Origin of the sequence: Aquabacterium sp. (genome assembly GCF_029946005.1) — a bacterium.
Classification (GTDB): domain Bacteria; phylum Pseudomonadota; class Gammaproteobacteria; order Burkholderiales; family Burkholderiaceae_C; genus Aquabacterium.
On the sequence record NZ_JAQSDR010000009.1, the window covers coordinates 191635 to 217944 of the forward strand.

The following is a 26310-nucleotide window of genomic DNA, read 5'->3' on the forward strand; positions in this document are numbered from 1 at the left end:
GCACAGTGTGACTTGCCATGAAGGTGAATGTCAACGTTGGACCCAGGTCGCGAGGGTCTTTTTAACGAAATCTGCGCCATTGGAGGTGGTCAGTGGCGTGCAACTGACCGCCCCGCCCGGCAAGGTGCAGGCAGTGGCTTCCAGCAGATAGACCCTGACGGTGGCCGCGCCTTCGGTGTACCCGGCGGCAGGGCTGTTGTCCGTGCAGCGCACCGTGACGGTGTAAGGCGCTAAAGTGCCGGGCATGGCCACGTTCTGGGATGCCGGGCAAAGGGGGACGGCTGGCCGTGCGATCTGATAGCGAGCCCAATCCAGTCCGGCCAGGGCGGCCTGGTTGGCCCGCGTGCTGCTCAACTCCTGGGTATAGCCACTTTGCACCGAGGTGAGCACCGTGATGCCAAACACCATGAGGCTTGACATCAGCACCACGGCCGCAATCACCAGCACGCTGGAAAATCCACCTTGCCTTTGGTCAGCCATCGTTGGCCCCCACCGAGAAGATCAGCTCCGCCTGCTCCGGGATCCCGCCCGCGGGAACAGGCGCCGACAGGGTCATCTTGATGGTGACCAGCCCACCGCGCCCACGCATGCCTGCGGGCTCAAGCGTGGAGGCCACCGACGTGATGTTGCACGCGATGTTGGTGGCCAGCGACACCGCCTGGACGCCGCCGCCAAAGGCAACGGGTTGTACCGGCAGGATGTTGTAGCCCGAGTAGCGTGTGAGCGTTCCAGACGTGATGTCGCAGGCGTAAGTCACGGGCGACGATGCGATCATGTAAAAGCGCTTGATCCGAGGTGACTCACCTGGAGCAGGGATGTCGGGAAACGTGTTGGGGGCCATGGTGATTTGCCGGCCACGGCGTGTGGCGTTCCAGGCGGCCAGGCTCACCAGTCGCGACTTGATGCTTTGCACGGCTGGCAACGCTGCATTGGCATAAGGATCACCTGTCAACCCCGTTGTGTTAGTGGGCGAGACCACGACAAAGTCGCTGCCATTCACCACTGCGGCATTGCCCACTGGGGTCACGTCTCCCAAAGACATGAAACAGGTGTCTGTGCAGGCGGCCGATGCGCCGAATGCCAGTTCGTCCGGGGTGGCCGTGCAACTGGGTGTTGTCGGGCACGCGGGCACGCCCACCAACGGATTCCCCGCCAGGTAGCGGCCCTGGGCATGCACCTGCAAAAACTCGATGAAGTAGCGGTTGCCCACATTGCGCACCCGCACACTGTTGGGCAAAGCCGTGGAAAAATCGGCCGTGAGTTTGCTTTGCACCCAGTCCAGGTTGGTGGTGACCCGGGCCCGCGCCGAGGCCTCCATGTAGGCCGTCATGGGCATGCGCAACATCGGGATGGCCACCGTGGCCAGAAGGCTGAGCAAGGTCAGCGCAATGACCATCTCGACCAGGGTGAAGCCCCTGGCTGAATGGTGCCAAGCCGCGTTAGAAGATGGTGGGCGCATGCCGAGTCCGAATAGCCTGAAGCGTCAAAGGCGCGGTGCCGGGGCAGGTCACGGTGACTGAAATGAGCACCGCCTCCATGCTGGGCAGGCCACTCGCCATGGCTTGTGGTGTCACAGCCGTCACGGAAGTGCAGCCCCGCAACGTGCTGCTGGCTGGATTGAGCACATTGCCTTTGATGTCGCAGATCCCGGCGCAGCCTGGGCCTGGCTGTACCAGGCCGTTGTAGTCATTAGGGTTGTCAAACCGGGTGTCCAGTGTGGTGGTGGCCGTGTGATAGCGGACCTCGCCGGGCTCTGGGCCCATGACCTCCGGCGTGGCGCTGCACCCGGCAGCCCGCAGGTCACAGGTGGTGAAGGGCATCAGGCGTATTTCGTTGAGCAAGGCCTGGGCCACCGTGATGGCCTGACGGGTGCGCATCACCTCGGCGGACTGGCTGGCCATGCGCATGAAGATCACCGTCATCGAACCGGCGACGATGCCCAGCAGGGTGATCAGCACCAGGACATCGATCAGGGTGAAACCCCGCGACCGCCTCGGCAACGGTGCGCGCCTATTGGTAAGTGATGTGGCTGGTTTCATGGGTGACCGCCACACTGTGGGGGCCCATCGTGATGGTCAATGGCACGTTCGAGGTCAGCCGACCATCTTGTGCAAACTGAACCAGTGCCGCCCCGCCCATCGTCACGTCTGCCGGTATGCGCAGCGTGAATGGTGTTCCGGCGTTGCCAGGTTCATCCACGGGGTTGGCCGCCGAGCAAGCGTTCGCGACCGTGTAGAGGGCCTGCACCGTGGTGGGCGTGACCAGGACACAAACGCTGCGCTGCTGAACGACCGACAACTTGCGGCAGTACTCCAGCATGGCACCCACCTGGTCACGCACACCCCGTTGATTGACGGGTGTGCGTGAGTTGAAAACCGGCAGCGAGATCCCCGCCAGGATGCCCAGGATCGCCATCACGACGATCAGCTCGACCATGGTGTAACCGCGCATGTGCTGCCTGATGTCAATCAGCAGCCGGTGACGATTGGCGTGCTCAGAACAGGTGCCACGCCCAAGGCGGTAGGTGCCGTGTAGGTGAACTGGCAGGTTGCGGGAGCCGTTGCACCCGTGACTCGAACGGTGATCGGGTTGCCGTTCACGATGGTGTAGCCTTCAGTGGGCACGATGCCGGACGCGGCGATGATGCCGTTGGCGTTGGACGCTGGATACAGGCGCGTCACGTTGATGAGAACGGGTTCTTCCGTGCACAAACTGCCATTGCCCGTGGTGGCGCTGATGGTGGTGGGCGTGCTGCCTGTGGCCAGGCACACACCTGGCACCACACCCTGGCGGGCCATGGCAGAGCCATGAACCATGGCAATGGCGGCGGCGGCGGCACCGCGAGCGGCATTGAGCTTGGCCGCCCGGGCATCGCCCTGCATGTTGGTGAATTTGGGCAAAGCCACGGCCGACAAAATGCCGAGGATCACAATCACGACGATGAGTTCGACCATCGTGAAGCCAGTTTGTGATTGCCGGGGGTAGGGGTGGTTATTCATGATTTATTGACTTTCTGGCAAGAATCATTGACATGAGCGGGATAAATTTCTCACAGTGCGATTCATTTCGACCGAATTTCTGACTACTTGAGCGCTGCGCGCCCTAAATCCCACATGGGCATGAAAACGCCCAGGGCCAGCACCAGCACCATGGCGCCCAGCACCATGATCAAGATGGGCTCAATCTGTTGCGACATGGTTTTCAACTCGTACTCCACTTCGCGCTGGTACATCTGCCCGATCTCGCCGAGCATCTCGTCAAGCCGACCTGTCTCTTCGCCGACCATGATCATTTGCAGGACCAAGGGCGTGAAGATACCGGCCCGGTTACTGGCCATCAGCACGCTCTCGCCTCGTTCGACCGAAGTGCGCAAGTTCACCAAGGCCTGTGCGATGTAAGCGTTGTCGACCACCTCCGTGGTCAGGACAAGGCCCTGCACGACGGGGATCCCGCTTTGCAGCACCAGGGCCAGGCTGCGGCTGACTCGGGCCAGCACGCCTTTGTGCATCACCTTGCCAGCCACCGGCAATTTGAGTTTGACGCGGTCCCACTGCAGTCGTCCGCCCGGCGTTGCCACATGCAGCTTGGCGGCGAAGATCAGGCCCATCACCGCCATGACCATGGCCGGCCACCAACTGACCACAAACTCTGAACTGCCCAGCAGGATGCGTGTCATCAAGGGCAACTCGGTCTTCATGCTGGCAAAGACTTTCGAGAACGAGGGGATCACGAACACCGTGATCACGGCCAGCGCGATCACCATGGCGGCAATCACGAACTTCGGGTAGCGCACCGCAGAATCCACCTGCTGCTTCATGTACCTCTGAAATTCCAGGTGATCGCTCAAATTGAGGAACACCTCCGTCAACCGGCCGGTGGACTCGCCCACGCGCACCATGGACACGTAGAAGGTGTCGAAGACATCGCTGCGCCGGCCCATGGCCTGAGACAGGTCATAGCCTTCGTCCAGAGAGCCCATCAACTGCTGGTAGATCTCGCGCAAGCCGTCTTCGGCTGATGAGTCTCTCAAGCCCTTCAAGGCTTGCAGCAATGGAACGCCAGCCTTGGTCAAGGTGTACAGCTGGCGTGTGAGCAACTGAAGTTGCTGATGGTTGATGCTGCGTTTGCCGAACAGCCTGGAGAAGGTGTCCTGCGCTGTTGCAACCTCGACCTTCAGGTCGATGTTCACGGGCGTGACACCCATGTTGGCCAGTGATTCGGCCACCAACAAGGGTGAGGCGGCATCCATCACGCCATTGATCGCCTGGCGATCCTTGTCGCGGCCGGTGTAGGTGAACCTGGGCACGGTGCGGCCTCAGTGTCAGAACTGGTTGCTGGCTTGCATGGCCTCGGCGATGGTGGTGACACCGTCGTGGGCCAGTTGCAGGGCATGCCGGCGCAAGGTGAAATCGGCAAAGGTTTTCTGCGCTTCGATGGCAAAGCCGGCAGGGTCATCGCTGTTCGCCAGGCGGACCAGCTCGGGCGTCATCTCCATCAGCTCGTAAACCCCGGACCGGCCTTTGTAGCCGCTGTTGTTGCATTGGCCACAACCCACGCCTTGGAAGAATGGCCCCCTATTGGCGTCTGCATCATCCAGCTTCAGCCAAGCGCTTTCATGCGCAGCAGGTTCGTGGGGGCGTTTGCAGCTTTGGCAGATCGTGCGCACGAGTCGCTGTGCAATCACCACGCGCAAACCCAAAGCCACCATGTACGGTGCCAGCCCCATGTCGCGCAGACGCATCGGGGTGCCCGCCGCATCCATGGTGTGCAGCGTGGACAGCACCATGTGCCCGGTCAACGCCGCGCGCAGTCCGATCTCGGCGGTTTCCTGGTCACGCATTTCGCCAACCAGGATGACGTCGGGATCCTGGCGCAAGCAGGCGCGCAGTACCTTGGCAAAGCTCAAGCCAACTTTCTCGTTGACCTGCACCTGGTTCAAGCCGGGCAGGCGGTATTCAATGGGGTCTTCAACCGTGATGATCTTGCGCGACACCGAGTTGATCTCGGCCATGGCAGCGTAGAGCGTGGTGGTCTTGCCGCTGCCGGTGGGCCCCGTCACCAGCACCATGCCTGAGGCCGAGGCCATCGCGGCACGCAAGCGCTTCAGGATGGGGGCGGGCATGCCGATGGCGTCCAGGCGGATGCGATCGGTGTTTTGTGGCAGCAGGCGCATGACCACCGATTCGCCATACTGTGTGGGCATGGTCGAAATGCGCACGTCCACCGTGGCGTTGCTGACCTTCATCTGGAAGCGGCCGTCCTGCGGCAGGCGCCGCTCGGAGATGTCCAGGCTGGCCATGAGCTTGAGCCGCTGCACCACCGCCGAAGTGATCTTCGAGCTGGAGGTGCTTTGCACCTGCATCGAACCATCGATGCGGAAGCGGATCACGAGCTGGCCCTCTTGAGGCTCGATGTGGATGTCGGACACGTCCAGGGACATGGCCGCGTCAAACACCGATTGCAGCAGGCGCACGATGGGGGCATCTTCAGCCGTGGCGGCCACGTCAACCGTGGTCAGGCCAATGCCGGCGCTGGCCATGTCAGCCGCCACCTCTTTGGCCAGGCCCGTGATCTCTTCGTGGCGCTGATAGACACGCTCAATGCTCGCCAGCAAAGCATCCTCGGTCACCACGACCGGATAGACCGCCGTGTTCAGTGCCCGGCACACCTGGTCGTAGGCCAACATGTCGGTGGGATCGACCAGGCCAACCTGCAGCCCCAGATCCTGCTCGGCCAACACGATCGCCCGAAGGCGTCGTGCCTGGGCTTCTGGCAAGCGCCGAACCAAGGCTTCGTCAAGGTCCCTTTCCAGCAGGTTGACGAAGGGAATGCGCATCTGTTCGCTGATGACGATGCCAATGGCCTCGTCTGTGACCAGCTTGAGGTCCATCAAGGCCCGGCCAAGCCGACGGCCTGAGAGCTTCTGGTGCGCCAGGGCCGCGCCCAGCTGCTCATTGGTGATCAGGCCGCGTTGGACCAGCGCCTCGCCAAGCCGGAATTTTGGTGAAGGGATCATGTCAGTTCAAGGTCCGGATTTTTTCATCGATGAAGGCCGCCATGTCTGCGCGGTCCATGCCCAGGGACTGGGCCTTGGCATACACGCGACGCGCATCCTGCGGCTGGCCCTGGGCCTCCAGGGCCACACCCAATCCGAGCCACCACAGGCTGTTGTCGGGCTGTTGAGCCACGGCACTCTGGTAGTCCAGTGACGCGCGCTTGAAGTCGCCTGATCGGGACAAGATCCCGCCCCGCAGACCATGCCCGTCCGCGCCAAGTTTTGCCTGCTGATCCAGCAGCGCCAAGGCCGATTCGTGTTGGCCGCGGTCGCTGAGCATGCGGGCCAGCAGGTAGGCCAGGCGCCCTTGCTGTGGATTCATCGCCAGGCCTTGGCGTGCAAGGGCCTCGGCTTCAGTCAAACGTTGCTGTTCGTGCAGCAGCGAGACCGCGAACTGCCGTGCATCGGCGTCCAGTGGATCCACCGTGACAGATTCCAGCGCCCGGTCAATGGCTTGACTGGTATGTCCGGCAGCGGATAAATCTGCCGCCTCTCTGTACAGCATCTGTGCCCGTTGCCGGGGTGTCTCGTCGATCACCTGCTTGTCAACGGCGGCGGTGTTGGTGTTGGTAGCGGGCTCCGGCGTGAGCACCTTGTCCCCGGTTGGTCGCTGCTCAGGCTTTTGTGCCGGGGGCGGATGAACCAACACTTTGGCCTTGCCCTTGGCTTGGGACGATGCAATCGCGGTGCTGGCCACCAGGACGGTCGCAGGTGCGGCATCGCTGATGACCAGCGGCCTTGGCGGCAGCGACGCGAAGGCTTGGCCTGCCACAGGCCAGGGTGCGTGAATGGCGATGGCCATCAACGAGCCACCTGCCAGCACCAGGCCGCCAAGACGGCGCATGGATTTGGGCCGTGGTACCGCCGCCATGACCAGGCCGGGGCTGTGGGGCAAGCCCGATTGCCGGGCTTGCAAATCTTGCAGCATTCGATTGATCACGCTCATGTTGACACCCGAGCGCTGAAACGAAGGCCCAGGCTTGCAGCCAGGATGGGGCGGACCGTTCTCAGCAAGCTCTTGTCATCTCGCAGTGCGGCCCAGGCCATCTTCGCGCTGACGCGATGACCGCCCTGGCCGAACGCCAGCATCAAGCACTTGTGAGCCAGCGCATTGGCACGGCGCGGCACGCCGGCGCTTCCCATCCACAAGATGTAGCGTGCAGCGGGCGAGTACACGTCCGGGCCACGCCAACCGGCCACCGTCATGCGGTGTCGCACATAAGATTCGAAATCGGCCAAACTCAGAGAGGACAAGCGTGCCGAGAAACTCATGCGGCTGGCCAGCGAGCGCAAAGATGGCTGGCCCAGCATGTCGTCAAACTCAGGTTGACCAAACAGCACAATCTGGATGAGCTTTTGCTTGCCGGTCTCGATGTTGGACAGCAGGCGCAGAGATTCAAGCGTCTCAGGCGGCAGCGCCTGGGCCTCGTCAATGCACAGAACCACCCGCTTGTTGCGCTTGGCCAGGGCCAGCAACTGGGTCTCGACCGCACTGTACAAATCGTGCTCGTCACGCTGGCGGCCCGGGCGCATGGCCAGGTCACTGCTCAAGGCGCGCAGCATTTCCTGAGGGCTCAGGCGCGGGTTTGGCACATAGGCGGACACCGTGTTGCGCGGCAAGCGCTGAAGCAGCGTCCGGCACAGCAGGGTTTTGCCCGTGCCCACTTCGCCCGTGATTTTGATGAAGCCTTCGCCACTGTCCAAAGCCAGCAGCAGCACATTCAAAGCCGCCTGATAGGGCTCGGCCAGGTAAGTGAAGTCAACATCGGGCGTCAGTGAGAATGGCATTTCTCTGAGGCCGAAGTGTGGCAGGTACATGGTGATTACTCCACGGCCTTGACAGGCTTGCCGGCCTGGCTGTACTCACTGAGGCGATGCTGGGTATTGGCCAGCTCTTGCGCCCATTGGGCTTCACCTTTGATGATGGTTGGCTTGAGCAGGAACACCAGTTCACGCTTTTCAAGGCGGCGGTTCTTGCGGGAGAATAAATTGCCAACCAAGGGCACGTCGCCGGCGCCAGGCACCTTGCTGTCGTCAGAGGTCTGTGTCTGCTGCATCAAGCCACCAATGGCCACGATCACGCCGTCCTGCATTCGCACAACCGTGTCGGTTTCGTTGATGTTGCTGGAGGCCAGAGGCAGCGAGAAACTGCCCAAGGTGCCCAGGTTCACCACCTTGGTCCGCTCGGACACATTGCTGACCGAAGGCCGGATGTGCAAGGTGACCATGCCGTCCTCGTCGATCTGTGGTGTCACATCCAGCGAGATGCCTGAGAAGAAGGGTTGCACCGTGATCGAAGGTGTCGTGATGTTGCCAGAGGCGCTTGATGTGATGGTGGTTGACACGTTGGTGATGAAGAAATCATCCGTGCCCACTCGCAGCAAAGCCTTCTGGTTGTTGACGGCGGCCACGCGCGGTGACGACAGCACCTGCACCGTGCCCTGGGTTTCCAGGAAAGACAGCAGCCCCACGAAGCCATTGGTGGTGAAGGCCATGCCCAGCAGACCCGCGCCATTGGCGGCGCCCGGGCTGGCCAGTACCTGGCCCAGTGTGGACATGGTGATGGTTTCATCAGTCACCGTCGTGGCGATCGAGCCTTGCTCGAACCCATACCGCTGCCCGATGCTGCCTGGAATATTGATGCGGCCCGCGTCAGCCCCCACGGAGAAGCGATGATTGCCGCCATTGAGCCCCGCCCAATTGATGCCCGATTCGAAGCCATCCTTGAGGGTCACCTCCACAATTTTGGCTTCCAGCATCACTTGGCGTTCTACCGAAAGCTTGGAGGCCCTCAGGAATTTTTCGACTTCGGCCAGGTCTTTGGGAAAAGCCCGCACGACGACCACGCCGGTTTGCTGCGAGAGCACCACCTGGCGGCCGCCCTCTGTGCCGACGAGGGCCTTGAGCGACGTGTCCAGCTCGCGCCAGAAGTCAGCGTCGGTGGTGGTGGTCACCTGGCTGCCTTCCTGTGCACTCGTGCCACCGCCAGCACTGGCACCACCTGCCGAAGCCCCGCCATTGAGGGTGGAAGTGATGGAGCCGGACGTGACACGTGTATCGCTGTGCCCCACACGCCGAGCGGCGGGGTAGCTGACCTGGAAGATGCGGCTGCTGAGCGCCGCGGCCTGAACCATCACCCGATTCCCTTCAATGCGGTACTCGTAGCCATACAGCTCCCGCAGCACCTCCAGGGCTTCCTTGACCGTCACTTCCTTCAGACTGACCGTCACCGTGCCAGGCAAGCTGCTGGCCAGCAGGATGTTGTAGCGAGAGCCCGATGCAATGGCCTGATAGACCTGCGCGGGCGACGCGTTGGTCACCGACAGATCAAAGCGGTACTCGGGTGCAGCCAAGGGCAGGGGCTTGATTCGGCTCACGGGGGGCATCAAGGCTTGCAAGACCTGCTCGGGTGCTTTCGCCACCGGCCGAGGTGCCGACCCGGGTTGCAACTCCTTGTCAATGGCCGACAGCGTGCGCCCCGGTGCCGGGCCAAGTTGACAGGCTGACAAGCCAGCGCAGCAACCCAACAGGGTCGCCAGACGTTGAAGGTGCATCATGGCATCCTCGTGGAAGTAGGAGTATTTCTGGGCGAGCGTGTCATCTCGACCCCAGGAGAAAGGACCAATCGCTCGACGGTGCCATCGGCGTGCTTGAGCTGCACTGCGTGGCGCTCTATGGCCACCAGCACCACCCCATCGCGGACCATGTCACCTTGGGTGACCCAGCGGCCATCGATCAAGGCGCTGGGACTGCGCCCTCGCTTGATGCCGGTCAGCCCGCCAACGCCAAACGCCACCCCCTCAGTCACCAAGGGAGCGCCCGTGCCCGTGCCCGAGGCCGCCATGGCAGGGGGCAAGAAGGGCGCAGAAGGGCCCAGTGCCCATGCTGAGCTGGTGGTTGACAGCATGGCCAGGCAGACCAGCTTGGCCATGATCAGAGCGCGAGCCATGTTTTCTCCAACCCAATCGTGACCAGCACAACCGTTACTTCAATGGCCCCGGAGGGCAGCGCCAGCATGTGAACGCTTTCCACCCGCATCGGCCGGCTGTCGTTCTCCAAGGCATCCAGCGTGGGCGCCATTCTTTTCAATTCCGTCTGCAGCTTCAGCTCATAGCGGTGTCGGTAAAGCGTGGGGTGCTTGTCTTCAGCAGCTGAGCCGGCGGCTTCGGCCACGGCATCCGTCGCTTCGTTCGTGGGTGCATCGATGACCAGCTCGTCCACATTCAAGGCGCGCAGGCTTTCAATGGTGGCGAACTTTGTGCGCAGCGTTCGCGCCAACAGGAAGCTCAGCGAATCTTTCAAAGTGTTGTTCAGCCCGAACGCGGTCAGATCCTTGTCGACTTTGACCTTGCGTTGATCAAGCTCCAAAGCCAGATTGGCCTGCTGTTGCTGGGCGTCCAACTGAACTTGCTGCTCACCCTGTGCCGTGGCGGCCATGCTTTCGACCAGGGCCTTTCGCTGCGCGTTCATCGGCGAAACGATCAGCATGTCCAGTCCCAGGATCGAGGCGACCACGGCGGCAAGCACTGCCATGCGGTCTCGCTCGCTCAAGCGCTCCACCAGACTCAAGCATTTGGCAATGGCGCTGCTCATGGTGCAGCCACCTTGGCCGTGGTGGCCACTACAAAATGGTATTGCAGTGGCTGTTGCGGCACCTGCGCAATGCTGTCCTCTTCGTGTCTTTCACTGGCCAGCGGCTCCAGCGTCACGACGTTCACCGGCACGCCCCGCAAGGCGGGCACCTTGGCCAGCCGGGCCGAGTACTCGGCCAAGGCCGTTGGATCGGTGGCCCCACCCACAATGCGGACGCCACCTTTTCCCGCAAATTCGATCTCCTTGAGCCACAAGCTGCCCGGCAACGCGGCAATCAGGCTGCTCAGCATCAGTGAATTGCCAACCGGCAAGTCGTTGAGTCTTGCCAGGCCATCGCGCAAGGCCTCATCGCGTGCCAGGGCTCGCTGGCGGGCTGACAAGGGCCCCGCCACGTCGACATCCTCAGAGGGATTGAGCGCGGCAACGCGTTCGTCGCTCACCTTGGCCAGCGCAATGGTCCTGTTCAGCAGGAAGCGTTCGTATCCATAGTGCGCACCCAATGCCGCCATGGCCACGGCCGTGAACATGGCGACCGCCCTGGCAGGCAGGTGCTCCACCTTGGGCAGCAGCGTTGAATCGATCAGATTGATCTGCTGCTTCATGGCGTGGTCTCCATGCGCAGTGCGGCGCCGATGGCCAGCGTGTAGTCCAATCGCTGCTCAACATCCTCTTCGCGCGGCGGATCCTCCAAGCTCAACCAGTCGTCCAGCAGAAAGGGCTGCACGCGCAGGTCGATCTGGGCGCTAAGGTCCCTGGCCACACCGGGCGCGTCCACCACCGAGGACAACCACACGAGCGTCAGGTCGGCCGCGGAAAACTGGCGGCCAAAGGCATCGGTGGTCCGCTGAATCTCCAACGCAAAGCGCTCGAACAGGGTCGCGCGCTCCAGGTCATCCATGGCCAGCAATTGGCCACCGCCGATGTTCAGTTGTCGAAATGTGCAAAGGCTTTGCTGCCAGACGATGATGAGGCTGGTGGTATCCCAGCCCACATGCAGAAATGCCACGGCCTGCTCGCCCGAGGCCAGCACGGCGATGTTTCGCAAAGCCATTTCGGCGATGTCGATGCTGGACAAGGCCAGCTTGGCTTTGTGCCAATGCAGCATCCACGCGCCCACCACCGACTTGCGCGTCACAACTGACAGCACGCGGCTGGGAGAGTTCCCGGTTTGCTCTCCTGGCACCGTCATGCAATCCAGCGCTGCATCGTGGGGAGGAAAATCGATGAGGTCTTTCAACAGCCAGCGCACGGCATCCTGGAGCTCGGATGGCTCGACAGGCGGGGCGTCGATCTGAAGGATCTGGTAATCGCTGGGCTCAAGCAGCAGATTGGTCTGATTGCCTTTTGGGGCGCTTGTCTTCTGCCAGTCAAGCAGTGCTTCGATCCGATCCGGACCAGCAAAGCGTTGCAGTTTGTGAATGCCCGGTTTGCCGCCAGGTGCCTGGCGAGCGCATGCCACGAGGATCTGATCGCGCCCAATGTGAACGCCTGTCCAGCCCGCATTAGTGGGTTTGGCACGTCCTGAGGGAAGCCAGGTAGGTAGTGGCATGTTGAACTGAGCCGCATATTGGTATGTCCACGACTCTAGTCAGACTCCCTTTTTCAATAGGCACAAAAAGACCGATAAAACGAGGTCAACTGAAACCGTTAAATAGCGCACACTTGTTGCGCCCCGCGTGCCTGCCGTCACAAGCGCCGGTTCAGCAACCGGATGTATTGGCCGCGCTCAAGACAGGAATGCTGTGCGTGGCTGTCGCGGCTGTGTACGTGAATTGACAGGATTCCGGAGAGGGGCTGTCAGCCAATCGAATCGTGACCGAGTTGCCGACCACCAGCACTTCATTCTCACGGAGGTCGATCTCGGCGGCCGCCACAATGCCTTCGGACGATGCCGCCGGATAGGCGTGGGCAAATGCCACCAAGGTGTGCAACTCCGTGCACAAAGTGCCATGGCCTTCCTTGGACAAAGCGGCAAGCTTGCCATTGGCCGTGCAGGCTTGCTTGGTCCCCAGTTTGCTCTGAGCCACCGCCAAACTGTGCGTCATGGCTGCTGCCGCCGCCACCGATCCCCGGACATCCATGAGCTTGGAGATTCGATGGCTGGACTGGTAACTGTTGATCTTTGGCAGCGCCATGCCCGAGACAAGGCCCAGAACGGCGATCACCACCGCCACTTCCAGAATGGTGAGCCCGGTTTGCTTTTTGTTCTGATGGGTAGTGCGCGTCACGATCATTCCTTCAACGGGTAGAACTCGACCTGGGGCGGTCTCATGGTTCCGTTTTCGGCTGATTTGGTGGTGGCTTGAGGCCCATTCAGGGCATTTCACACGAACAAAGTCGGGGTTAAAGGGAGCACACCCGGTTGCGGCCCTGGTGCTTGGCTTCGTACAGCGCGCGATCGGCCTTGGAGATCAAGCCATCGGGCGTGGCGCCCGGCGTGGCCGCATTGCAGCAAGCCACGCCCAGGCTGACCGTGACCACAGGCAAGGTGGGCGATGTTTCGTGCGGCATTGCCATGTCTTGCACAGCCTTGCGAAGCCTCTCGGCCGCCTGCATGGCCAGCGCCAAAGAGGTGTTGGGCAGCACAGCAATGAACTCCTCACCGCCATAGCGCGCCACCATGTCACCGGGCTGGCGAAGGCTGTTGTGCATCACGCTGGCCACCTGACGCAGGCACTCGTCTCCCGCAGGATGGCCGTGGTGATCGTTATAAGGCTTGAAATGATCCACATCCATCATGATGATGACCACTTCCGTGCCACCATGTTTGGCACGTTGCCACAGGTCTTGGAGGTATTCCTGAAAATGCCGACGGTTGAACAGCGCGGTCAACACATCCACCCGCGACAGTTCCTGCAGCTTCAGGTTCACCTCGCGAAGGTCTTTGACCAGCGCTCGCTCGCGTTCGCTGAGCAGGTAGCGTCGGCGCTTGTCGCGCTCCATGACGTAATTGGCGCACAGCGAGAAGGCCACCGTGGCCGCGGTCAGTGAGCAGATGGGCAACACCAGCCGTGGGTTGAAGTTGGGCAGCACCACCACTCCCACGACCTGGATGGCCAGCACGGCCAGCGAAAAGCCCAGCGCAGACCAAAAACGCAGACGCTGAACCAGGTTGCCGTACATCACCACCACGGCAAAGCCCGCGTGGTAGAAGTCGCTCAAAGGACTGTGGGTGATCGACAGGGCGTAGGCCAGGGTGGCCGCCGCGAACAAGCCGCTGACCAGCACCGCAGAATCAAGCAACACCGGGTGCTGCATCAAAGGCTTGTCTCGGCCCACCCAGAGCACCACCAAGGCGACCAAGGCAATGGGCGTGAAAATCAGCAGTCGCAGCCGGACCGCGATCGAAAACACGTCGGGAATCAGCAGGTAGTCCGCGACCAGGAAACCGTCGTACACCAACAGCGAAATCAAGCCGCTGATGATGAAATGCCGCAAACGCTGCTGAGGATCCTGGCTGAGGAATTGATGCTCTAGCCCAGCCGGAAACTTCATCCACCGGAAGCCCAGAGTCAGCAAATCTTGCAACTGACTCATGCGCAGCTTGTCAGCCTCAAGCGATGCTGGGTGAGCCGCGCTCATGCGGCGTTCTCGGCGTCAGGGTCGGGCCAGACGCGATTGCGCCCGCTGTTCTTGGCTCGGTAAAGTGCCTCGTCGGCCTTGATCAACAGGGCTTTCTGACTGGCGCCCCGGTCGATGGGGCGCATGGCCGCCACGCCCACGCTGACCGTCACGAACGAACTGGTTGGCGACCCCACGTGAGGCATGCGAAGTCGCTCGATGGCCACCTTGATGCGGTCGGCCGCCTGCAAGGCAATGGGCAAGGTCGTGCCGGTCAGCACGGCAATGAATTCTTCGCCACCAAACCGGGCCACCAGGTCGCCCGGACGTCGCAGCCGACGTTTGAGGGTGCCGGCCATCTGGCGCAAGCATTCGTCGCCAGCGGGATGGCCATAGTGGTCGTTGTAGGCCTTGAAGTGATCCACATCGATCATGATCAAAGAGACCTCGCTGCCGTCCAACTCGGCACGCTCCCAGACTCTCGTCAGGAACTCGTCGAAATGTCGGCGGTTGGCCACCTGGGTGAGCAGGTCCGCGCGGGAGATTTTGTCCAGGCGTTCGTTGGCGGTTTTCAGAGCCTCCAGCAGATTGGTTTCGCGGATCCGCAGCAGCCAGTTCTGGCGCTCGTCGCGCTCCAGGCTGTAACAGCCGAACAGGGTGAAGGTCACGGTCGAGATCAGGACCAGCGCCGAGGGGATCATGACTTCGATGGGCGCGGGCGGGATGAAATGCAGGGCCACCACCGTGCCCATGGCGATGAAAATGTCCAGGGCCATGGCCATCCAGAAACGCATTTGCGCCACGGAATGGCTGAACATCACCACCATGGCCAAACCCACCAGATAGGGGCCAGCCAAGGGATCCTGGCTGATGCTGGGCAGGTACAGAACAATGACTGTGGCCAGCATGCCGGCCAGCAACACCAGGATTTCTCGGAAAAAGGGGTGGGGGGTTTTGATCAACACGTACAGGCCGATCAGGCACACCGGCGTGAACAAACCCGTGCGCAGCGCCACCGCCTCTGCAAAGACATCGGGGATCATCAACACGTCAGTCAGCAGGTAGCCATTGAACAAAATGACGACCAGTGCCGCGGTGATGACGATGACCCTCAGACGGTCGGCGGCGGTATCGTGCTGAAAGCGCCGTTCAAGCTCAGCCGGAAAACGAAGCGTGGGGAACCCGCTGGCCAGCAACTGGTCGATGTGCTCAGCGGAGTCAGCGGAGACCGGACCATAGTCAACCGGCGCAAGGTCAATCGCCCCAAAGCCTGTCGTGGGGACGAAGTCGCGTGCGGTAGGGCTGATAGACACCGAGGCAGATCCAGGCGTTTGCTGCTTAAAACCGTCAAACATACAACAACATGATCACGAATAGCTGAGGTGGTGTCTGGGCCCGCCATCATCAATCAATCACCATGGTCTGAGGTTAGATTCTGCCCCTCGAAGCTCGGGATACAGGGACGAATTCACGTGTGATTTTGCCGCAAATTGCATCAACTGGTGACCTTCAGGAACCTATTCCACGTCCGTTTTTCCAAAGAGATGCACAAACAAATCGTCGTCGGTGATCTCCCGCACCGACAGGCCATCTACCGGCTCGCTGAACGGCGTCGGGGGCTGAACAGGCAGCAAGGCGGCCGGCATGGTGTCGGCGAAATTGACCACGGGGCCATTGCCGTCACCAGCCCGTTGCAAGCGCCACGACAAGGAGTCGGCCAAGGAAGGCGTGTCATCCCACTGCACAAAGCCAGGAGCCGGCTGTGCGGAGCGTTCGACTGGATAGGATGGTGGTGGCGTTTTCATATGGGACCTAGCGTACTCAGATCAGTTACACCTGAACACAGGATAAAAGCGCCTTTGAAAGGCCAGTTCCCTCGGGTTAACCTCAAGGCCTTTGCAAAACATCTCCTCACCATGACCACGCCCCAAGGCCTCTTCTCCGACTCGCCAGGCCTTCTGCGCTGTGCCTGGTGTCAGGCCACACCGGCCTACCATAGGTACCACGATCAAGAATGGGGCTTTGCGGAAACCGATGACCGGCAGCTGTTCGAGAAGCTGTGCCTGGAAGGCTTTCAGGCTGGATTGAGTTGGCTCACCATCCTCAACAAACGGGAGGCCTTTCGGCAAGCCTTCGCCCATTTCGATGTGGACCAGGTGGCCAGATTTGGCGACAGCGACATCGAGCGCCTGGTCTTGGATGCCGGCATCGTGCGGCACCGCGGCAAGATCGTCTCGACCATCAACAACGCGCGGCGGGCGATTGAGTTGCGCGATGAGTTCGGTTCGCTGGCAGCCTATGTCTGGGGCTTTGAACCAGCACCACAGGCGCGACCCAAGGTTCTGACCTTTGAGGCGTTCAAGGCCATGCCCATCGCACCAGAAGCCACCGCCTTGTCCAAAGACCTGAAAAAGCGCGGCTGGACCTTCGTAGGCCCCACCACCATGTACGCCTTCATGCAAGCCATGGGCATGGTCAATGACCACATCGAAGGCTGCGGCGTGCGAGAGGCGGCATCGGCCGCGCGAGCCGCCTTGAAACCCATCAAACGGCCAGCTTCCTGACCCAGGCCACGTAGCGGTCCACCCAGCCCTGCAAAAACTTTCTGCTGCCTTCGTTGGCAATGCTGCCATCGGGGCCAAACAGGCCTTCTTTGGCTTGAACAAACGCTTCGGGTTGGCCCAAGGTGGGTACATCCAGGTAGGCCAGAACATTGCGCAGATGTTGCTGGGCGAGGGACGTGCCAATGGCGCCCACGGAAACACCGATCACTCCCGCTGGCTTGCCTGCCCACACGCTTTGCCCATAGGGCCGCGAGGCATGGTCGATGGCGTTTTTCAAAACGCCCGGAAAGGAGCGGTTGTACTCCGGGGTCACGAACAGCAAGCCTTGGGCAGACTTGACCTCTGCCTTCAACCGTTGGACGGATTCCGCCGGGTTGGCATCGTCATCCTGGTTGTACAAGGGTAGATCGTCGATTCGGACATGCTCGAAGTCAAAGTCCGCCGGGGCCAGTTTGGCCAACGCGATGGCCAGTTGGTGGTTGAACGACTCCTTGCGCAGACTGCCCACCACGACCGCGATTTTGATTTGACTCATGAAAGCTCCTTTGCTGGATTCGGCTTTGATTAAAGCGTCATTGCAAGCAAGCTGCACGAACTCGTGGTGAACCCCGTCACCCAGCAGGTTTTTCGGTCTGCCAACGCACGCGCTTTCAGGAATTTTTAAGTGCACCTTCAGAAGGGCCGTTCTGGTGGGCTCAACATGCCTGTCCAGTTGTAAGAGGTTCCCATGGGACAGACGGTTTTGGTCGTGGACGACAATGCCTTGAATCGCGAGTTATTGCGATTGGTGTTGGAGCAGCAGGGGTATGCCGTTGTCGAAGCCACCACGGCGGAAGAAGCGCTGACCATGGTCCGCGACGGCCACCCCGCTTTGGTGTTGATGGACTGTCACCTGCCAGGCATGGATGGCCTGACGGCCACCCGCCAACTCAAAGGCATTGAAGCCACTTGCAGCATCCCGGTGGTCGCTGTCACCGCTCACGCCATGCCAGGCGACCGCGAACGGGCCTTGGCGGCGGGTTGCAATGAATACATTTCCAAACCCGTGGATTTTTCTCGCTTGATCACCATCGTCAGCAAACTGGTGCCCGCGTCATCCTGAGCGGTGATGCCGGGCCCTCTTACATGCGCGCCAGAGCCTCGCGGATGCGTTGAATCGTTTGATCCATGGGCGCTCTGCTGGAGACTTCCAATCCGAGCTGGCGCGCAATGTCGTTGACCTTGACTGGGTTGAGCGGCACACCCCCGTCGTCAATGGCCTTGATCAACGCCTGAGCCCGCTGCATTTCCGCAGAGCAAGCCGGGCGTGGAGAAAAGAGGCGGGTCAACCGTTTGAGGTATTGCATGTCCCGCTGATTTTTTCAGCGAAATCGAATTCAGAACATTCGATTTGAGGGGAATCTCCGGACTTCAGGGCGCCTATTCCTCATCGGGATGCAATGGCTTATCGCGGCGTTCGGCCATTTCCCGGCGCATGGCATCAAGGTCTTGCAGAGACTGACTCGCTTTAGCTCGGGGGTAGATCAAACGCTCTTCCTCCTCCATGTGATGTCGGCAAAGCAAGTTGAATCTTTGGGCCAAGGCCCGAAGCTCTCCGATATGCGGGTGGCTGTAGCCCCGGGCAATCATGTCCAGGTGGGGCACCAGACTCAACCATTGCGCTTCGATCTCCACATGGTCATGCCGAAGATGCTCGATCATGCAGGTCATCTCAGGGTCGCCACTCTTCAGCAGGATTGGAAACACATGCTGCTCTTCATCCAAATGGTGGGGCAGTCCCGTGGTGGTGAAAAACAAATGAATGCTCCGCGAGAGCTCCCTGGCCGAGGCATCGACACCGTCCGTTGCCACATGCTCAATCAAGGTGTGCAGGTCATCCAACATGGTCAGGATTTCCTGATGACATTTGTCCAGGACGTCAAATGGCGCAGGGGCATAGAAGGCCGCTTGGGCATGGGACAAGAGCCGATCAGGTGAGTTCGTCATGGCGTCCTCGATTTTTTTCAATGAGCCATCAGCACCGGCAATGACATGCCCTGCAAGATGGTCCTGGTGGCTCCGCCCAGCACCCACTCCCTGGCTCGGCTGTGCCCATAGCAGCCCATCACCAGCAAGCCCGCCTGGACATCCTCGGCCAGAGACAGCAGCGCCGTGCCCACGCCGTGGAAGGATTCGGGGCGCCTCACGTGCCAGATCGGTTTGATGTCGTGCAAGCCTAGATAGCGCTCCAAGTGGGCGCGGCTCGCAGGATCGTCATCGATGGGATCACCCAAGATCGCCACATGCACGTCCTGCGCCTTGGCCAGGAATGGCCATGCAGCATCCAATGCCCTCGCAGACTCCCGACTGCCATTCCAGGCGATTAGAACAGTCTTGACGGCCCGTCCGAAAACCTGGTCATTCGCGGGCACGATCAACGCAGGTTTGCCGCTGTGCTCAAGGACCGAGGGCACGAAATCGTCAGGAACTCCGCAGTTGGTGTGAGGCGCATGCGTCGGCTGGCCCAGCACCAGCAGATCGGCGTAAAGCGCATGCTGGGCAAAATCGTACGGCGATTGGGTTCGGACTTCATCCCAACTCACGTTGGGCAAGCCTTCGGTCGCCGATTGAAATACGGCATGGGCCTTGGCACGCCGTTCGGTGTCCAGTCTGGACAGCGTTGCGAAGGCGGCTTGGTCGCCCACGTGGTGAGCGGGGTGCAGCACCAGCCAAGGCGTCACAGCGTAAAGGGCCGTGATTCGGGCTGAAAAAGACGCCGCCAGAGGCTGGGCAAATTTCAGGCGCTCAAGGGCAAGCTCAGAGCCATCAACATGGACAAGCACATGGCGCAATGGGTTCATAATCATCTCCATCCAAGCTGCCGTCAGATGTTAGAAAATAGACGACGTCCCTTGAATCCCTTTGCGCCAGATCAAGAAATCAACGTGTCTAGCCCAGTCCACATTGCCGTTGTCGATGATGAACCCGAGATCACCCAGTTGCTGGGCAACTACCTCTCCGGTCATGGCTTCCGCGTCAGCGTTCTTCACTCCGGGGTGGCCTTGATGGCGCTGATGGCGCTGGATGCACCTCAAGTGGTGCTGTTGGACTTGGGATTGCCAGGCGAGGACGGCTTGAGCATCGCCCGACAGCTTCGCGAAAAGTGGCGCTGCGGCCTCTTGATCGTGACCGGTCGCGGCGACCCTGTGGACAAAGTGGTCGGTCTTGAACTGGGCGCCGACGACTACGTCACCAAGCCCTTTGACCTGCGCGAATTGCTGGCCCGAACCAAAGCGGTTCTGCGCAGAATCACTCCGCCCGACAACGAGCCGACCCTGCAGAACACACAGCAGGTTCATGACGCATGGCGGTTCTTGAATTGGACCTTCGATCAAGGGGCCCGTCGCCTGCTGGCACCCCAAGGTGACGAAGTGCCACTGACCAGTGGCGAGTTTGATTTGCTCGCAGTGTTCCTGCAGCATCCAGGACGCGTGTTGTCCCGCGACTTCTTGTTGGAACACACCCGAGGGCGTGAGGCGGGGCCCTTCGACCGAACGATCGATGTCCAAGTGGGACGCCTTCGCAAAAAGCTGGAAGAAGACTCCCAGGATCCCAAGATCATCAAGTCGGTGCGTGGGGCAGGGTACGTTTTCGTGCCGCTTGTCAGCGCAGCATCATGAACCATCAATTGCCTCCAGGACTGGACCAGGTTTCGGTGTTTCAGTCCATCTTCAAGGCTTATCCCGATGCCCTTCTGTTGGTAGACGAGGGCGGAATGATCGTGATGGCCAATCCTTCGGCCACCGAACTGCTGGGCTACCAACGTGACGAGTTGGTGGGGCTTGCGGTGGAGGCCCTGGTGCCCGATGCCATTCGCCCTCGGCATGCCAACTACCGCAAAGCTTACGGCCGCAATCCTCATGCTCGCCCCATGGGAACACAGATGGACCTGGTGGCCAAGCGCAAAGACGGCACGGAGGTGATGGTCGAAATTGCGCTCAGCCCACTCAAAGACCTCGGCTTTCCCTATGTGGTGACGGCCATCCGGGGCATCGGGGCCTATCCGCGGGTCAAGCAGGCTCTGCAGCGCGCTCGGTACAGCGACTATGTCGCCCGTTTGGGGCGGCTGGCGGTGGACATGCGCGATCCCCAAGAGCTTCTGCAAGAGGTGCCCAAGATGGCCACCGAGGCCTTGCATGTCGAGTCCAGCGCGGTTTACTTGCTGGACCCCAGCCGCTTGCAGTTCTTCGTGGTCAGCGGGGTGGGGTTGGTGGCCGAAGAGCACCTGGGAGCTCGATTGCCCAGCACGCCGGACAGGATGCCGGGCTATGTGCTGGCCAACAATGCCCCGCTGCTGGTCAAGGATGGCCGCACCGAGCAACGCTTTGGTGTGTTGCGCAGCTACCTGGACGTTGGCCTCATCAGCGGCTTGGCCGTGCCGCTGTCTGACCGAGGCCGGACCGTGGGGGTGCTGGTTGTCAGGTCCACTCAGGCGGACCGTTTCGGTGAGGATGAAACCCGGTTTCTGGAATCGGTTGGCAATCTGCTGGCCAGCACCTTGCAACGCTCGCAAACGGAAGAAGCACTGAGGCATTCCCAGCGCCTGGAAAGCGTCGGCCAACTCACCGGCGGCATCGCGCACGACTTCAACAACCTGTTGACCGTCATTCAGGGCAATCTCCAGGTGCTGGAAGAATTGCCGAGCATCACCGCCGATCCCCATGCCCAACAATTGCTGGGTGCGGCGTTGCGGGCTGGAAAACGCAGCGCCGAGCTGACCAGCAAACTCCTGGCATTTTCTCGTCGGCAGGTTCTGCAGCCTGGGCGCGTCGATGTCGTCGCCCAGTTGTACTCTTTGGCCGACATGTTGCGCCGCACCTTGGATCAACGCATTCAGATCAAATTGGCCGTGGATGGGGCCTGCCCCCCGTGCCTGGCCGACCCCGGCCAACTCGAGGCAGCCCTGCTCAATTTGGCCATCAACGCGCGCGATGCGATGCCGGATGGGGGTACCCTGACCATCGCCTGCAAAGTCTGCAATGCATTGCCAGCCGATCTTCAATCCGATGTGTCCGATTCGGACGGGGCATCGACTCCCTTTGTTGAGATATCACTGACAGACACCGGCACGGGCATGTCTGAAGAGATCAAGAAGCGCGCGTTCGAGCCCTTCTTCACCACCAAAGAGGCGGGTCGAGGCACGGGGCTGGGCTTGAGCACCGTTTATGGTTTTGCCCGGCAGTCGCGAGGCGCCGTGGCGATCGACAGCACCATCGGTGTCGGCACAACTTTGACCTTGTACATTCCCGCTCCACCACAAGACGATGAGCCAGAGGTGCCACAAGCCCCATCCGCCCACCCTGTGCCGATGGGCCTTCGGGTGGCGTTGGTCGAAGATGACCCGGAGGTCAGGGCGGTGGTTGAGCGGTTTCTTGAAGCCCTGGGCTGCCGGGTCACGCCTTTCGCCAGTGCTGAAGAGGCCTTGATTGGCTTTGACGCTGGCGAGGATGTTCAGCTGCTGCTGACTGACATCGCCTTGGGCCCAGGCATGCGCGGCATGGAGTTGGCCAAGATAGCGCAAGCGCGCTGGCCCGCCTTGGCCATCATCCTGATGTCGGGGTTCTCATCTGAACTGCTTGACGCTAACCGCGACGCGCCCGAGCATTGGGAATTGCTCCAGAAGCCTTACGGCCGAGATGAACTGGCCAATGCCATCGCCAACGTCACCTCGGCATCACCTCATTGAAGCGTGGCCATGCGGGCGGCAGGCAAGCTGCTTTCAATGAAGGCCACCAGTTGGGTCACGTCGGGAATCAGGATGTCGCGTCGGCCCTTGGCGGTGAAACCGATCAGGCTCTTGCTGGCCAATCGGGTCAAGGCTCGGCTGACCGTTTCAAGCGTCATCCCCAGGTAGTTGCCAATTTCTGCGCGGGTCATGCGCAGGGTGATCTGGTCGGTGCGCAAGCCACGTTGGGCCAGTGATTCGGCCCAATACCGCAGGAAGTCGGCCACCCGCGCATCGGCGGACAAGGTGCACAGCGACAACAGCGAGTCCCGATCACGTGTGATTTCACGGCTCATGGTTTCATGGAGCAGCGCCATCAACGCGGGTTGAGTCGCGGCGGCCTGGCACAAGGACGCGTAACTCACGCACCACACTTCGGCCGTGTCCATCGCGACAGCATCACAGCCATAGCGGCCACGTGCAATGCCATCAAAGCCCAGCCAGTCGCCCTTGAAGTGCAAGCCGACGACCTGCTCCCGACCGTCTTGCGACGCATTGATGGTTTTGAAAATGCCCGAATTGAGCACGTACAGGTATTTGAAAGGTTGACCCGACTCATAGATCTTGTCACCCGCATGTACCAAGCGCCGCTGAATGGTCACCGCCTGTTGCAGCAAACGCAAGCTGCTCGCAATCCGTTCGCTGACCCCTGAGGTATCCGTGTTTCTCCAGTCCAGATCTGCCATCACGGGCACGGCGAAGGGCAGGTGAGTGGGCTGGGTGGAAGTGTGGGTGGAGGTGGTCATTGTGACTTTCGCTGGACTGGGCGTTGGTGGGTTTCTGTCAATGCTGTCAGTCTAAAAATGGCGGATCACTGACGTGCCAACGGCATGTCTCGCTGCGTAACGTTGCGTAAACGGTCTGTATCAGCCCCTTGGCGCTTGACCTGCGTCAACCCCCGTTGCTTGGCCCCGCCGTAGCCTCCGTCACAGCAGGATCATCCCGATGCTGCCCCTCAACGGCCCTCCAATGTGAGCCCCTACCTCGACTACAAAGCGCTGAACGCTCCCGGCGGCCTGAATGAACAACAGGTCCGGACGTTGATTTGCGCGGCGGACAGCCTGACTGCCAGGGCCAGCGTGCCTGGCGCTGCGCAGATGCTGTTGCGTGGTAAGAACATTGCCTTGGTCTTCGGTCACTCAGATGCAGGCGATGCCAGTACTTTTGAGCGCGCTGCCACGAGCCTGGGTGCGCGCGTGGCCCGAATCCGCTCCAGCGATGCTGGCCTGGCCCCAGGAGCCGACCTCATCGCCACGGCCAGAATGCTGGGCCGCCTGTATGAGGCGGTTGAATGCCAGGGCGTGGATGGCGAGGTCGTTGCCCAGCTGGTGCAGCATGCGGGCACGGTTGTCTACAATGGCATTGGATCGCCATCTCATGAAGCATTCAGGCAGTTTGAGCACATGAAGCATCAGGCGCTGGCGCACGTTGCAGGCAACGCCCATGACGATCATGGTTGCCGGGAAGCCTTCATCCAGGCGGTGCTGCTGAGTACCCTGCGCTGATCCCATGAACACCCCTGCAAAGTCCCCACCGATCCAGACGCCTGACGCCCAAGTGACAGTGCTGGATGACGAAGTGGAAGCCGCGCAGTTCACCCGGTGGACATCCCTGGCCAATGGCCGACGCCTTGGCGAGTCTTCCTTGCGCATCGGCGGAATGCATTGCACGGCTTGCGCAGCGACCATCGAACAGGCACTTCAAGGCGTAACCGGCGTGACCGAGGTGCGAGTCAGCGCCGCAGGGCAGTGCGCCACCGTTTCCTGGGATGTTGAGCGGACCCGTCCTTCTGAACTCGTGCAGGCCATTGAGCGAGCAGGCTACCGCGCCACACCGGACACCGTGGCCGACGCGCGCGCCTTTCGCCTGAAAGAATCCAGGGATGCGCTGTGGCGCCTGTTCGTGGCGTCGTTTTGCGCCATGCAGGTGATGATGCTGGCCACACCGTCGTATGTCAGCGCATCAGGCCAGCTCGAGCCCGACTTGAAGCAGCTGCTCGATTGGGGCAGTTGGCTGCTCACCCTGCCGGTGATGATCTTTGCCGCAGCCCCTTTCCTGAGTGGCGCATGGCGCTCATTGCGCAACCGCCGAATCGGCATGGATGTGCCAGCCGCCTTGGGCATGCTGGTGGCCTTCATCGCCAGCAGCGGCGCCACGTTCGACCCGGGTGGTGTGTTCGGTCGGGAGGTCTATTTTGATTCGCTGACCATGTTCATCAGCTTCCTGCTCGGGGGGCGATACCTGGAAATGCGGGCCCGTCACCACGCCGAGCGCTCGCTGGAAGACACCATCGGTCGGCTGCCAGAGATCGCTCTGCGCGAGAGCCCAGATGGCAGCGTCATGGCCATCAGCGTGTTGCGCCTGAAGCGCGGCGACATCATCCGGGTGCCAGTGGGCGGGGCCTTCTGTGCTGACGGGATCGTGACCCAAGGCCAGACACGCGCGGATGAGTCGCTGCTGACCGGTGAATCAGCCCCGGTTGAGAAGACCGTGGGCGATGCCGTGGTGGCGGGGAGCCTGAATTTGGCCGCGCCGGTTGCCATGCGGGTCGAGCACGTGGGCGCAGACACCCGCTACGAAGCGATCGTCGCCATGATGCGCGATGCGCGCACGCAGCGCCCTGCATCGGTCACCGCCAGTGATCGCTGGGCAACGCCTTTCCTGTGGTCGATCCTGGTGCTGGCGGCCGCGGCTGCGGCAGTGTGGAGCGTGATTGACCCATCTCGGGCCATCTGGGTGGCCGTCTCCGTGCTGATCGTGACTTGTCCGTGCGCCTTGTCACTGGCGGCGCCCTCGGCCATGCTGTCGGCGGCGATGGCCATGGCCAAGCAAGGCCTGCTGTTGCGCCGGATCGAGGCCATTGAAGGCTTGGCGGGTATGCAGACCTTGTTCATCGACAAAACCGGCACCTTGACCGAAGCGCGGCGTCAGCGGGCCACGATGATCCGCACCGGCCCAGATGAACGTTGGACGGATGATGCGTTGCGCCAGCAGGCCGCGTCGCTCGCCGCGTGGTCGACACACCCGCTTGCCAAGGTTCTGGCGCAGGAAACGGCCAAAGCGACAGGGGTGTGGCATGGCCTGCGTGAAACACCCGGCCAAGGCATCGAAGGCTGCGCCAGCGATGGATCGATCTGGCAACTGGGCCGGGCATCTCGCGCGGTGCCGGTGGCGGCGAATGATGGCCACGACGCTGAGACCTGGCTGAGCCGCGATGGTCAACCGGTGGCCTGCTTCCGGTTCACCGAGACCCTGCGCCCTGGCGCCATGGAGGCGGTCAGGGCCCTTGAGCAGGATGGCGTGAGTGTCATCTTGTTGTCGGGTGACAGCGCTGAGCGCGTCCACCGAGTGGGCCGCTTGCTGGGTCTGAATGACTGCCAAGGCGGCATGGCGCCGCAAGACAAGCTGACCGCCGTGCGAGAGGCTCAAGCGCGCGGCCAGCAGGTGGCGATGTTGGGTGATGGCATCAATGATGCGCCGGTTCTGGCCCAGGCCGACACCTCGATCGCCATGGGGGAGGGCGCGCAAATTGCACGAGCCCAAGCCGACGGGGTGCTGGTCACCAATGACCTGCAGGACGTGGTTCGCGCACGCGCCCTGGCCAAGAAGACCTTGCGCGTGGTGCGCCAGAACTTCATCTGGGCGGCTTCCTACAACGCGGCTTGCGTGCCATTGGCCCTGATGGGTTGGTTGCCGCCATGGGCTGCGGGCCTGGGCATGGCCACCAGCTCACTGCTGGTCGTGCTCAACTCGCTGCGCCTCTCGCGCTGACC

General features: G+C 61.4%; 29 protein-coding genes. 6 read left to right on the plus strand and 23 right to left on the minus strand.

Annotated elements, in window-relative coordinates; all coding sequences use genetic code 11:
* Positions 1-30: 30 nt before the first annotated feature.
* From PSV38_RS07380 to PSV38_RS07465, 18 genes are all read right to left on the minus strand, one after another.
* Complete coding sequence (locus tag PSV38_RS07380; RefSeq protein WP_300546270.1) at positions 31-480, minus strand: hypothetical protein; 450 nt, start codon at positions 478-480, stop codon at positions 31-33.
* Positions 473-1459, minus strand: coding sequence for a prepilin-type N-terminal cleavage/methylation domain-containing protein (locus PSV38_RS07385; protein ID WP_300546271.1), 987 nt, complete (start codon positions 1457-1459; stop codon positions 473-475). Before PSV38_RS07385 ends, PSV38_RS07380 begins: the two co-directional genes overlap by 8 nt.
* Positions 1440-1958, minus strand: coding sequence for a hypothetical protein (locus tag PSV38_RS07390; protein ID WP_300546272.1), 519 nt, complete (start codon positions 1956-1958; stop codon positions 1440-1442). Before PSV38_RS07390 ends, PSV38_RS07385 begins: the two co-directional genes overlap by 20 nt.
* A gap of 52 nt (positions 1959-2010) precedes the next feature.
* Positions 2011-2451 carry a Tfp pilus assembly protein FimT/FimU gene (locus PSV38_RS07395; protein WP_300546273.1) on the minus strand — a complete coding sequence of 147 codons (441 nt, stop codon included), beginning with the start codon at positions 2449-2451 and terminating at the stop codon, positions 2011-2013.
* A 17-nt stretch (positions 2452-2468) separates the two neighbouring features.
* On the minus strand, positions 2469-2999 hold the full coding sequence (locus PSV38_RS07400) for a type II secretion system protein (protein ID WP_300546274.1): 531 nt from the start codon (positions 2997-2999) through the stop codon (positions 2469-2471).
* Positions 3000-3082: 83 nt separating this feature from the next.
* The gene (locus PSV38_RS07405) at positions 3083-4306 is read right to left on the minus strand and encodes a type II secretion system F family protein (protein ID WP_300546275.1); all 1224 of its coding nucleotides are present in this window, start codon (positions 4304-4306) and stop codon (positions 3083-3085) included.
* Positions 4307-4321: 15 nt separating this feature from the next.
* Positions 4322-6016, minus strand: a complete 1695-nt coding sequence (locus PSV38_RS07410) for a GspE/PulE family protein (RefSeq protein WP_300546276.1) — start codon at positions 6014-6016, stop codon at positions 4322-4324.
* Position 6017: 1 nt separating this feature from the next.
* Positions 6018-7001, minus strand: coding sequence for a tetratricopeptide repeat protein (locus PSV38_RS07415; protein ID WP_300546277.1), 984 nt, complete (start codon positions 6999-7001; stop codon positions 6018-6020).
* On the minus strand, positions 6998-7873 hold the full coding sequence (locus PSV38_RS07420; protein ID WP_300546278.1) for an AAA family ATPase: 876 nt from the start codon (positions 7871-7873) through the stop codon (positions 6998-7000). Before PSV38_RS07420 ends, PSV38_RS07415 begins: the two co-directional genes overlap by 4 nt.
* A 5-nt stretch (positions 7874-7878) precedes the next feature.
* Positions 7879-9609, minus strand: coding sequence for a secretin N-terminal domain-containing protein (locus PSV38_RS07425; protein WP_300546279.1), 1731 nt, complete (start codon positions 9607-9609; stop codon positions 7879-7881).
* Positions 9609-10004 (minus strand): hypothetical protein, encoded by a 396-nt coding sequence (locus PSV38_RS07430; protein ID WP_300546281.1) that lies wholly within the window; start codon positions 10002-10004, stop codon positions 9609-9611. The genes PSV38_RS07425 and PSV38_RS07430 overlap by 1 nt, the downstream gene beginning before the upstream one ends.
* Positions 9989-10648 (minus strand): hypothetical protein, encoded by a 660-nt coding sequence (locus tag PSV38_RS07435; protein WP_300546282.1) that lies wholly within the window; start codon positions 10646-10648, stop codon positions 9989-9991. The genes PSV38_RS07430 and PSV38_RS07435 overlap by 16 nt, the downstream gene beginning before the upstream one ends.
* Positions 10645-11250, minus strand: a complete 606-nt coding sequence (locus tag PSV38_RS07440) for a PilN domain-containing protein (protein ID WP_300546283.1) — start codon at positions 11248-11250, stop codon at positions 10645-10647. The genes PSV38_RS07435 and PSV38_RS07440 overlap by 4 nt, the downstream gene beginning before the upstream one ends.
* The gene (locus PSV38_RS07445) at positions 11247-12107 is read right to left on the minus strand and encodes a hypothetical protein (RefSeq protein ID WP_300546284.1); all 861 of its coding nucleotides are present in this window, start codon (positions 12105-12107) and stop codon (positions 11247-11249) included. The genes PSV38_RS07440 and PSV38_RS07445 overlap by 4 nt, the downstream gene beginning before the upstream one ends.
* Positions 12108-12348: 241 nt before the next feature.
* Positions 12349-12876, minus strand: a complete 528-nt coding sequence (locus PSV38_RS07450) for a type II secretion system protein (protein ID WP_300546285.1) — start codon at positions 12874-12876, stop codon at positions 12349-12351.
* Between the two features lie 115 nt (positions 12877-12991).
* Positions 12992-14230, minus strand: coding sequence for a GGDEF domain-containing protein (locus PSV38_RS07455; protein WP_300546287.1), 1239 nt, complete (start codon positions 14228-14230; stop codon positions 12992-12994).
* Positions 14227-15522, minus strand: a complete 1296-nt coding sequence (locus PSV38_RS07460) for a diguanylate cyclase (RefSeq protein WP_300546289.1) — start codon at positions 15520-15522, stop codon at positions 14227-14229. The genes PSV38_RS07455 and PSV38_RS07460 overlap by 4 nt, the downstream gene beginning before the upstream one ends.
* A gap of 204 nt (positions 15523-15726) precedes the next feature.
* A complete protein-coding gene (locus PSV38_RS07465; RefSeq protein ID WP_300546291.1) occupies positions 15727-16014 on the minus strand; it encodes a hypothetical protein in 288 nt (95 codons plus the stop codon).
* A 111-nt stretch (positions 16015-16125) separates the two neighbouring features.
* Here PSV38_RS07465 and PSV38_RS07470 point away from each other — a divergent pair, with 111 nt between their 5' ends.
* A complete protein-coding gene (locus tag PSV38_RS07470) occupies positions 16126-16773 on the plus strand; it encodes a DNA-3-methyladenine glycosylase I (RefSeq protein ID WP_300546292.1) in 648 nt (215 codons plus the stop codon).
* Here the strand turns inward: PSV38_RS07470 and PSV38_RS07475 are convergent.
* A complete protein-coding gene (locus tag PSV38_RS07475; RefSeq protein ID WP_300546294.1) occupies positions 16754-17308 on the minus strand; it encodes an NAD(P)H-dependent oxidoreductase in 555 nt (184 codons plus the stop codon). The genes PSV38_RS07470 and PSV38_RS07475 overlap by 20 nt on opposite strands.
* 192 nt (positions 17309-17500) lie before the next feature.
* Here PSV38_RS07475 and PSV38_RS07480 point away from each other — a divergent pair, with 192 nt between their 5' ends.
* A complete protein-coding gene (locus PSV38_RS07480; protein ID WP_300546296.1) occupies positions 17501-17875 on the plus strand; it encodes a response regulator in 375 nt (124 codons plus the stop codon).
* A 19-nt stretch (positions 17876-17894) separates the two neighbouring features.
* On the opposite strand, the gene PSV38_RS07485 is transcribed toward PSV38_RS07480, so the two are convergent.
* The 3 genes from PSV38_RS07485 to PSV38_RS07495 all read right to left on the minus strand — a co-directional run bounded on the left by PSV38_RS07485 (position 17895) and on the right by PSV38_RS07495 (position 19613).
* A complete protein-coding gene (locus tag PSV38_RS07485) occupies positions 17895-18119 on the minus strand; it encodes a hypothetical protein (RefSeq protein ID WP_300546297.1) in 225 nt (74 codons plus the stop codon).
* A 73-nt stretch (positions 18120-18192) separates the two neighbouring features.
* Positions 18193-18759, minus strand: a complete 567-nt coding sequence (locus PSV38_RS07490) for a hemerythrin domain-containing protein (RefSeq protein ID WP_300546298.1) — start codon at positions 18757-18759, stop codon at positions 18193-18195.
* Between the two features lie 17 nt (positions 18760-18776).
* Positions 18777-19613 carry a universal stress protein gene (locus PSV38_RS07495; RefSeq protein WP_300546299.1) on the minus strand — a complete coding sequence of 279 codons (837 nt, stop codon included), beginning with the start codon at positions 19611-19613 and terminating at the stop codon, positions 18777-18779.
* Between the two features lie 84 nt (positions 19614-19697).
* Here PSV38_RS07495 and PSV38_RS07500 point away from each other — a divergent pair, with 84 nt between their 5' ends.
* Together PSV38_RS07500 and PSV38_RS07505 are read left to right on the plus strand one after the other, a co-directional pair.
* A complete protein-coding gene (locus tag PSV38_RS07500) occupies positions 19698-20432 on the plus strand; it encodes a response regulator transcription factor (RefSeq protein ID WP_300546300.1) in 735 nt (244 codons plus the stop codon).
* Positions 20429-22498, plus strand: coding sequence for a PAS domain S-box protein (locus PSV38_RS07505; RefSeq protein ID WP_300546301.1), 2070 nt, complete (start codon positions 20429-20431; stop codon positions 22496-22498). Before PSV38_RS07500 ends, PSV38_RS07505 begins: the two co-directional genes overlap by 4 nt.
* On the opposite strand, the gene PSV38_RS07510 is transcribed toward PSV38_RS07505, so the two are convergent.
* On the minus strand, positions 22492-23283 hold the full coding sequence (locus PSV38_RS07510; protein ID WP_300546303.1) for a helix-turn-helix domain-containing protein: 792 nt from the start codon (positions 23281-23283) through the stop codon (positions 22492-22494). The two genes, PSV38_RS07505 and PSV38_RS07510, sit on opposite strands and share 7 nt — an antisense overlap.
* A 225-nt stretch (positions 23284-23508) precedes the next feature.
* On the opposite strand from PSV38_RS07510, the gene PSV38_RS07515 reads away from it, so the two are divergent.
* Positions 23509-24042 (plus strand): hypothetical protein, encoded by a 534-nt coding sequence (locus PSV38_RS07515; RefSeq protein ID WP_300546304.1) that lies wholly within the window; start codon positions 23509-23511, stop codon positions 24040-24042.
* Between the two features lie 4 nt (positions 24043-24046).
* Positions 24047-26308 carry a cation-translocating P-type ATPase gene (locus PSV38_RS07520; RefSeq protein ID WP_300546306.1) on the plus strand — a complete coding sequence of 754 codons (2262 nt, stop codon included), beginning with the start codon at positions 24047-24049 and terminating at the stop codon, positions 26306-26308.
* Positions 26309-26310 lie beyond the last annotated feature (2 nt).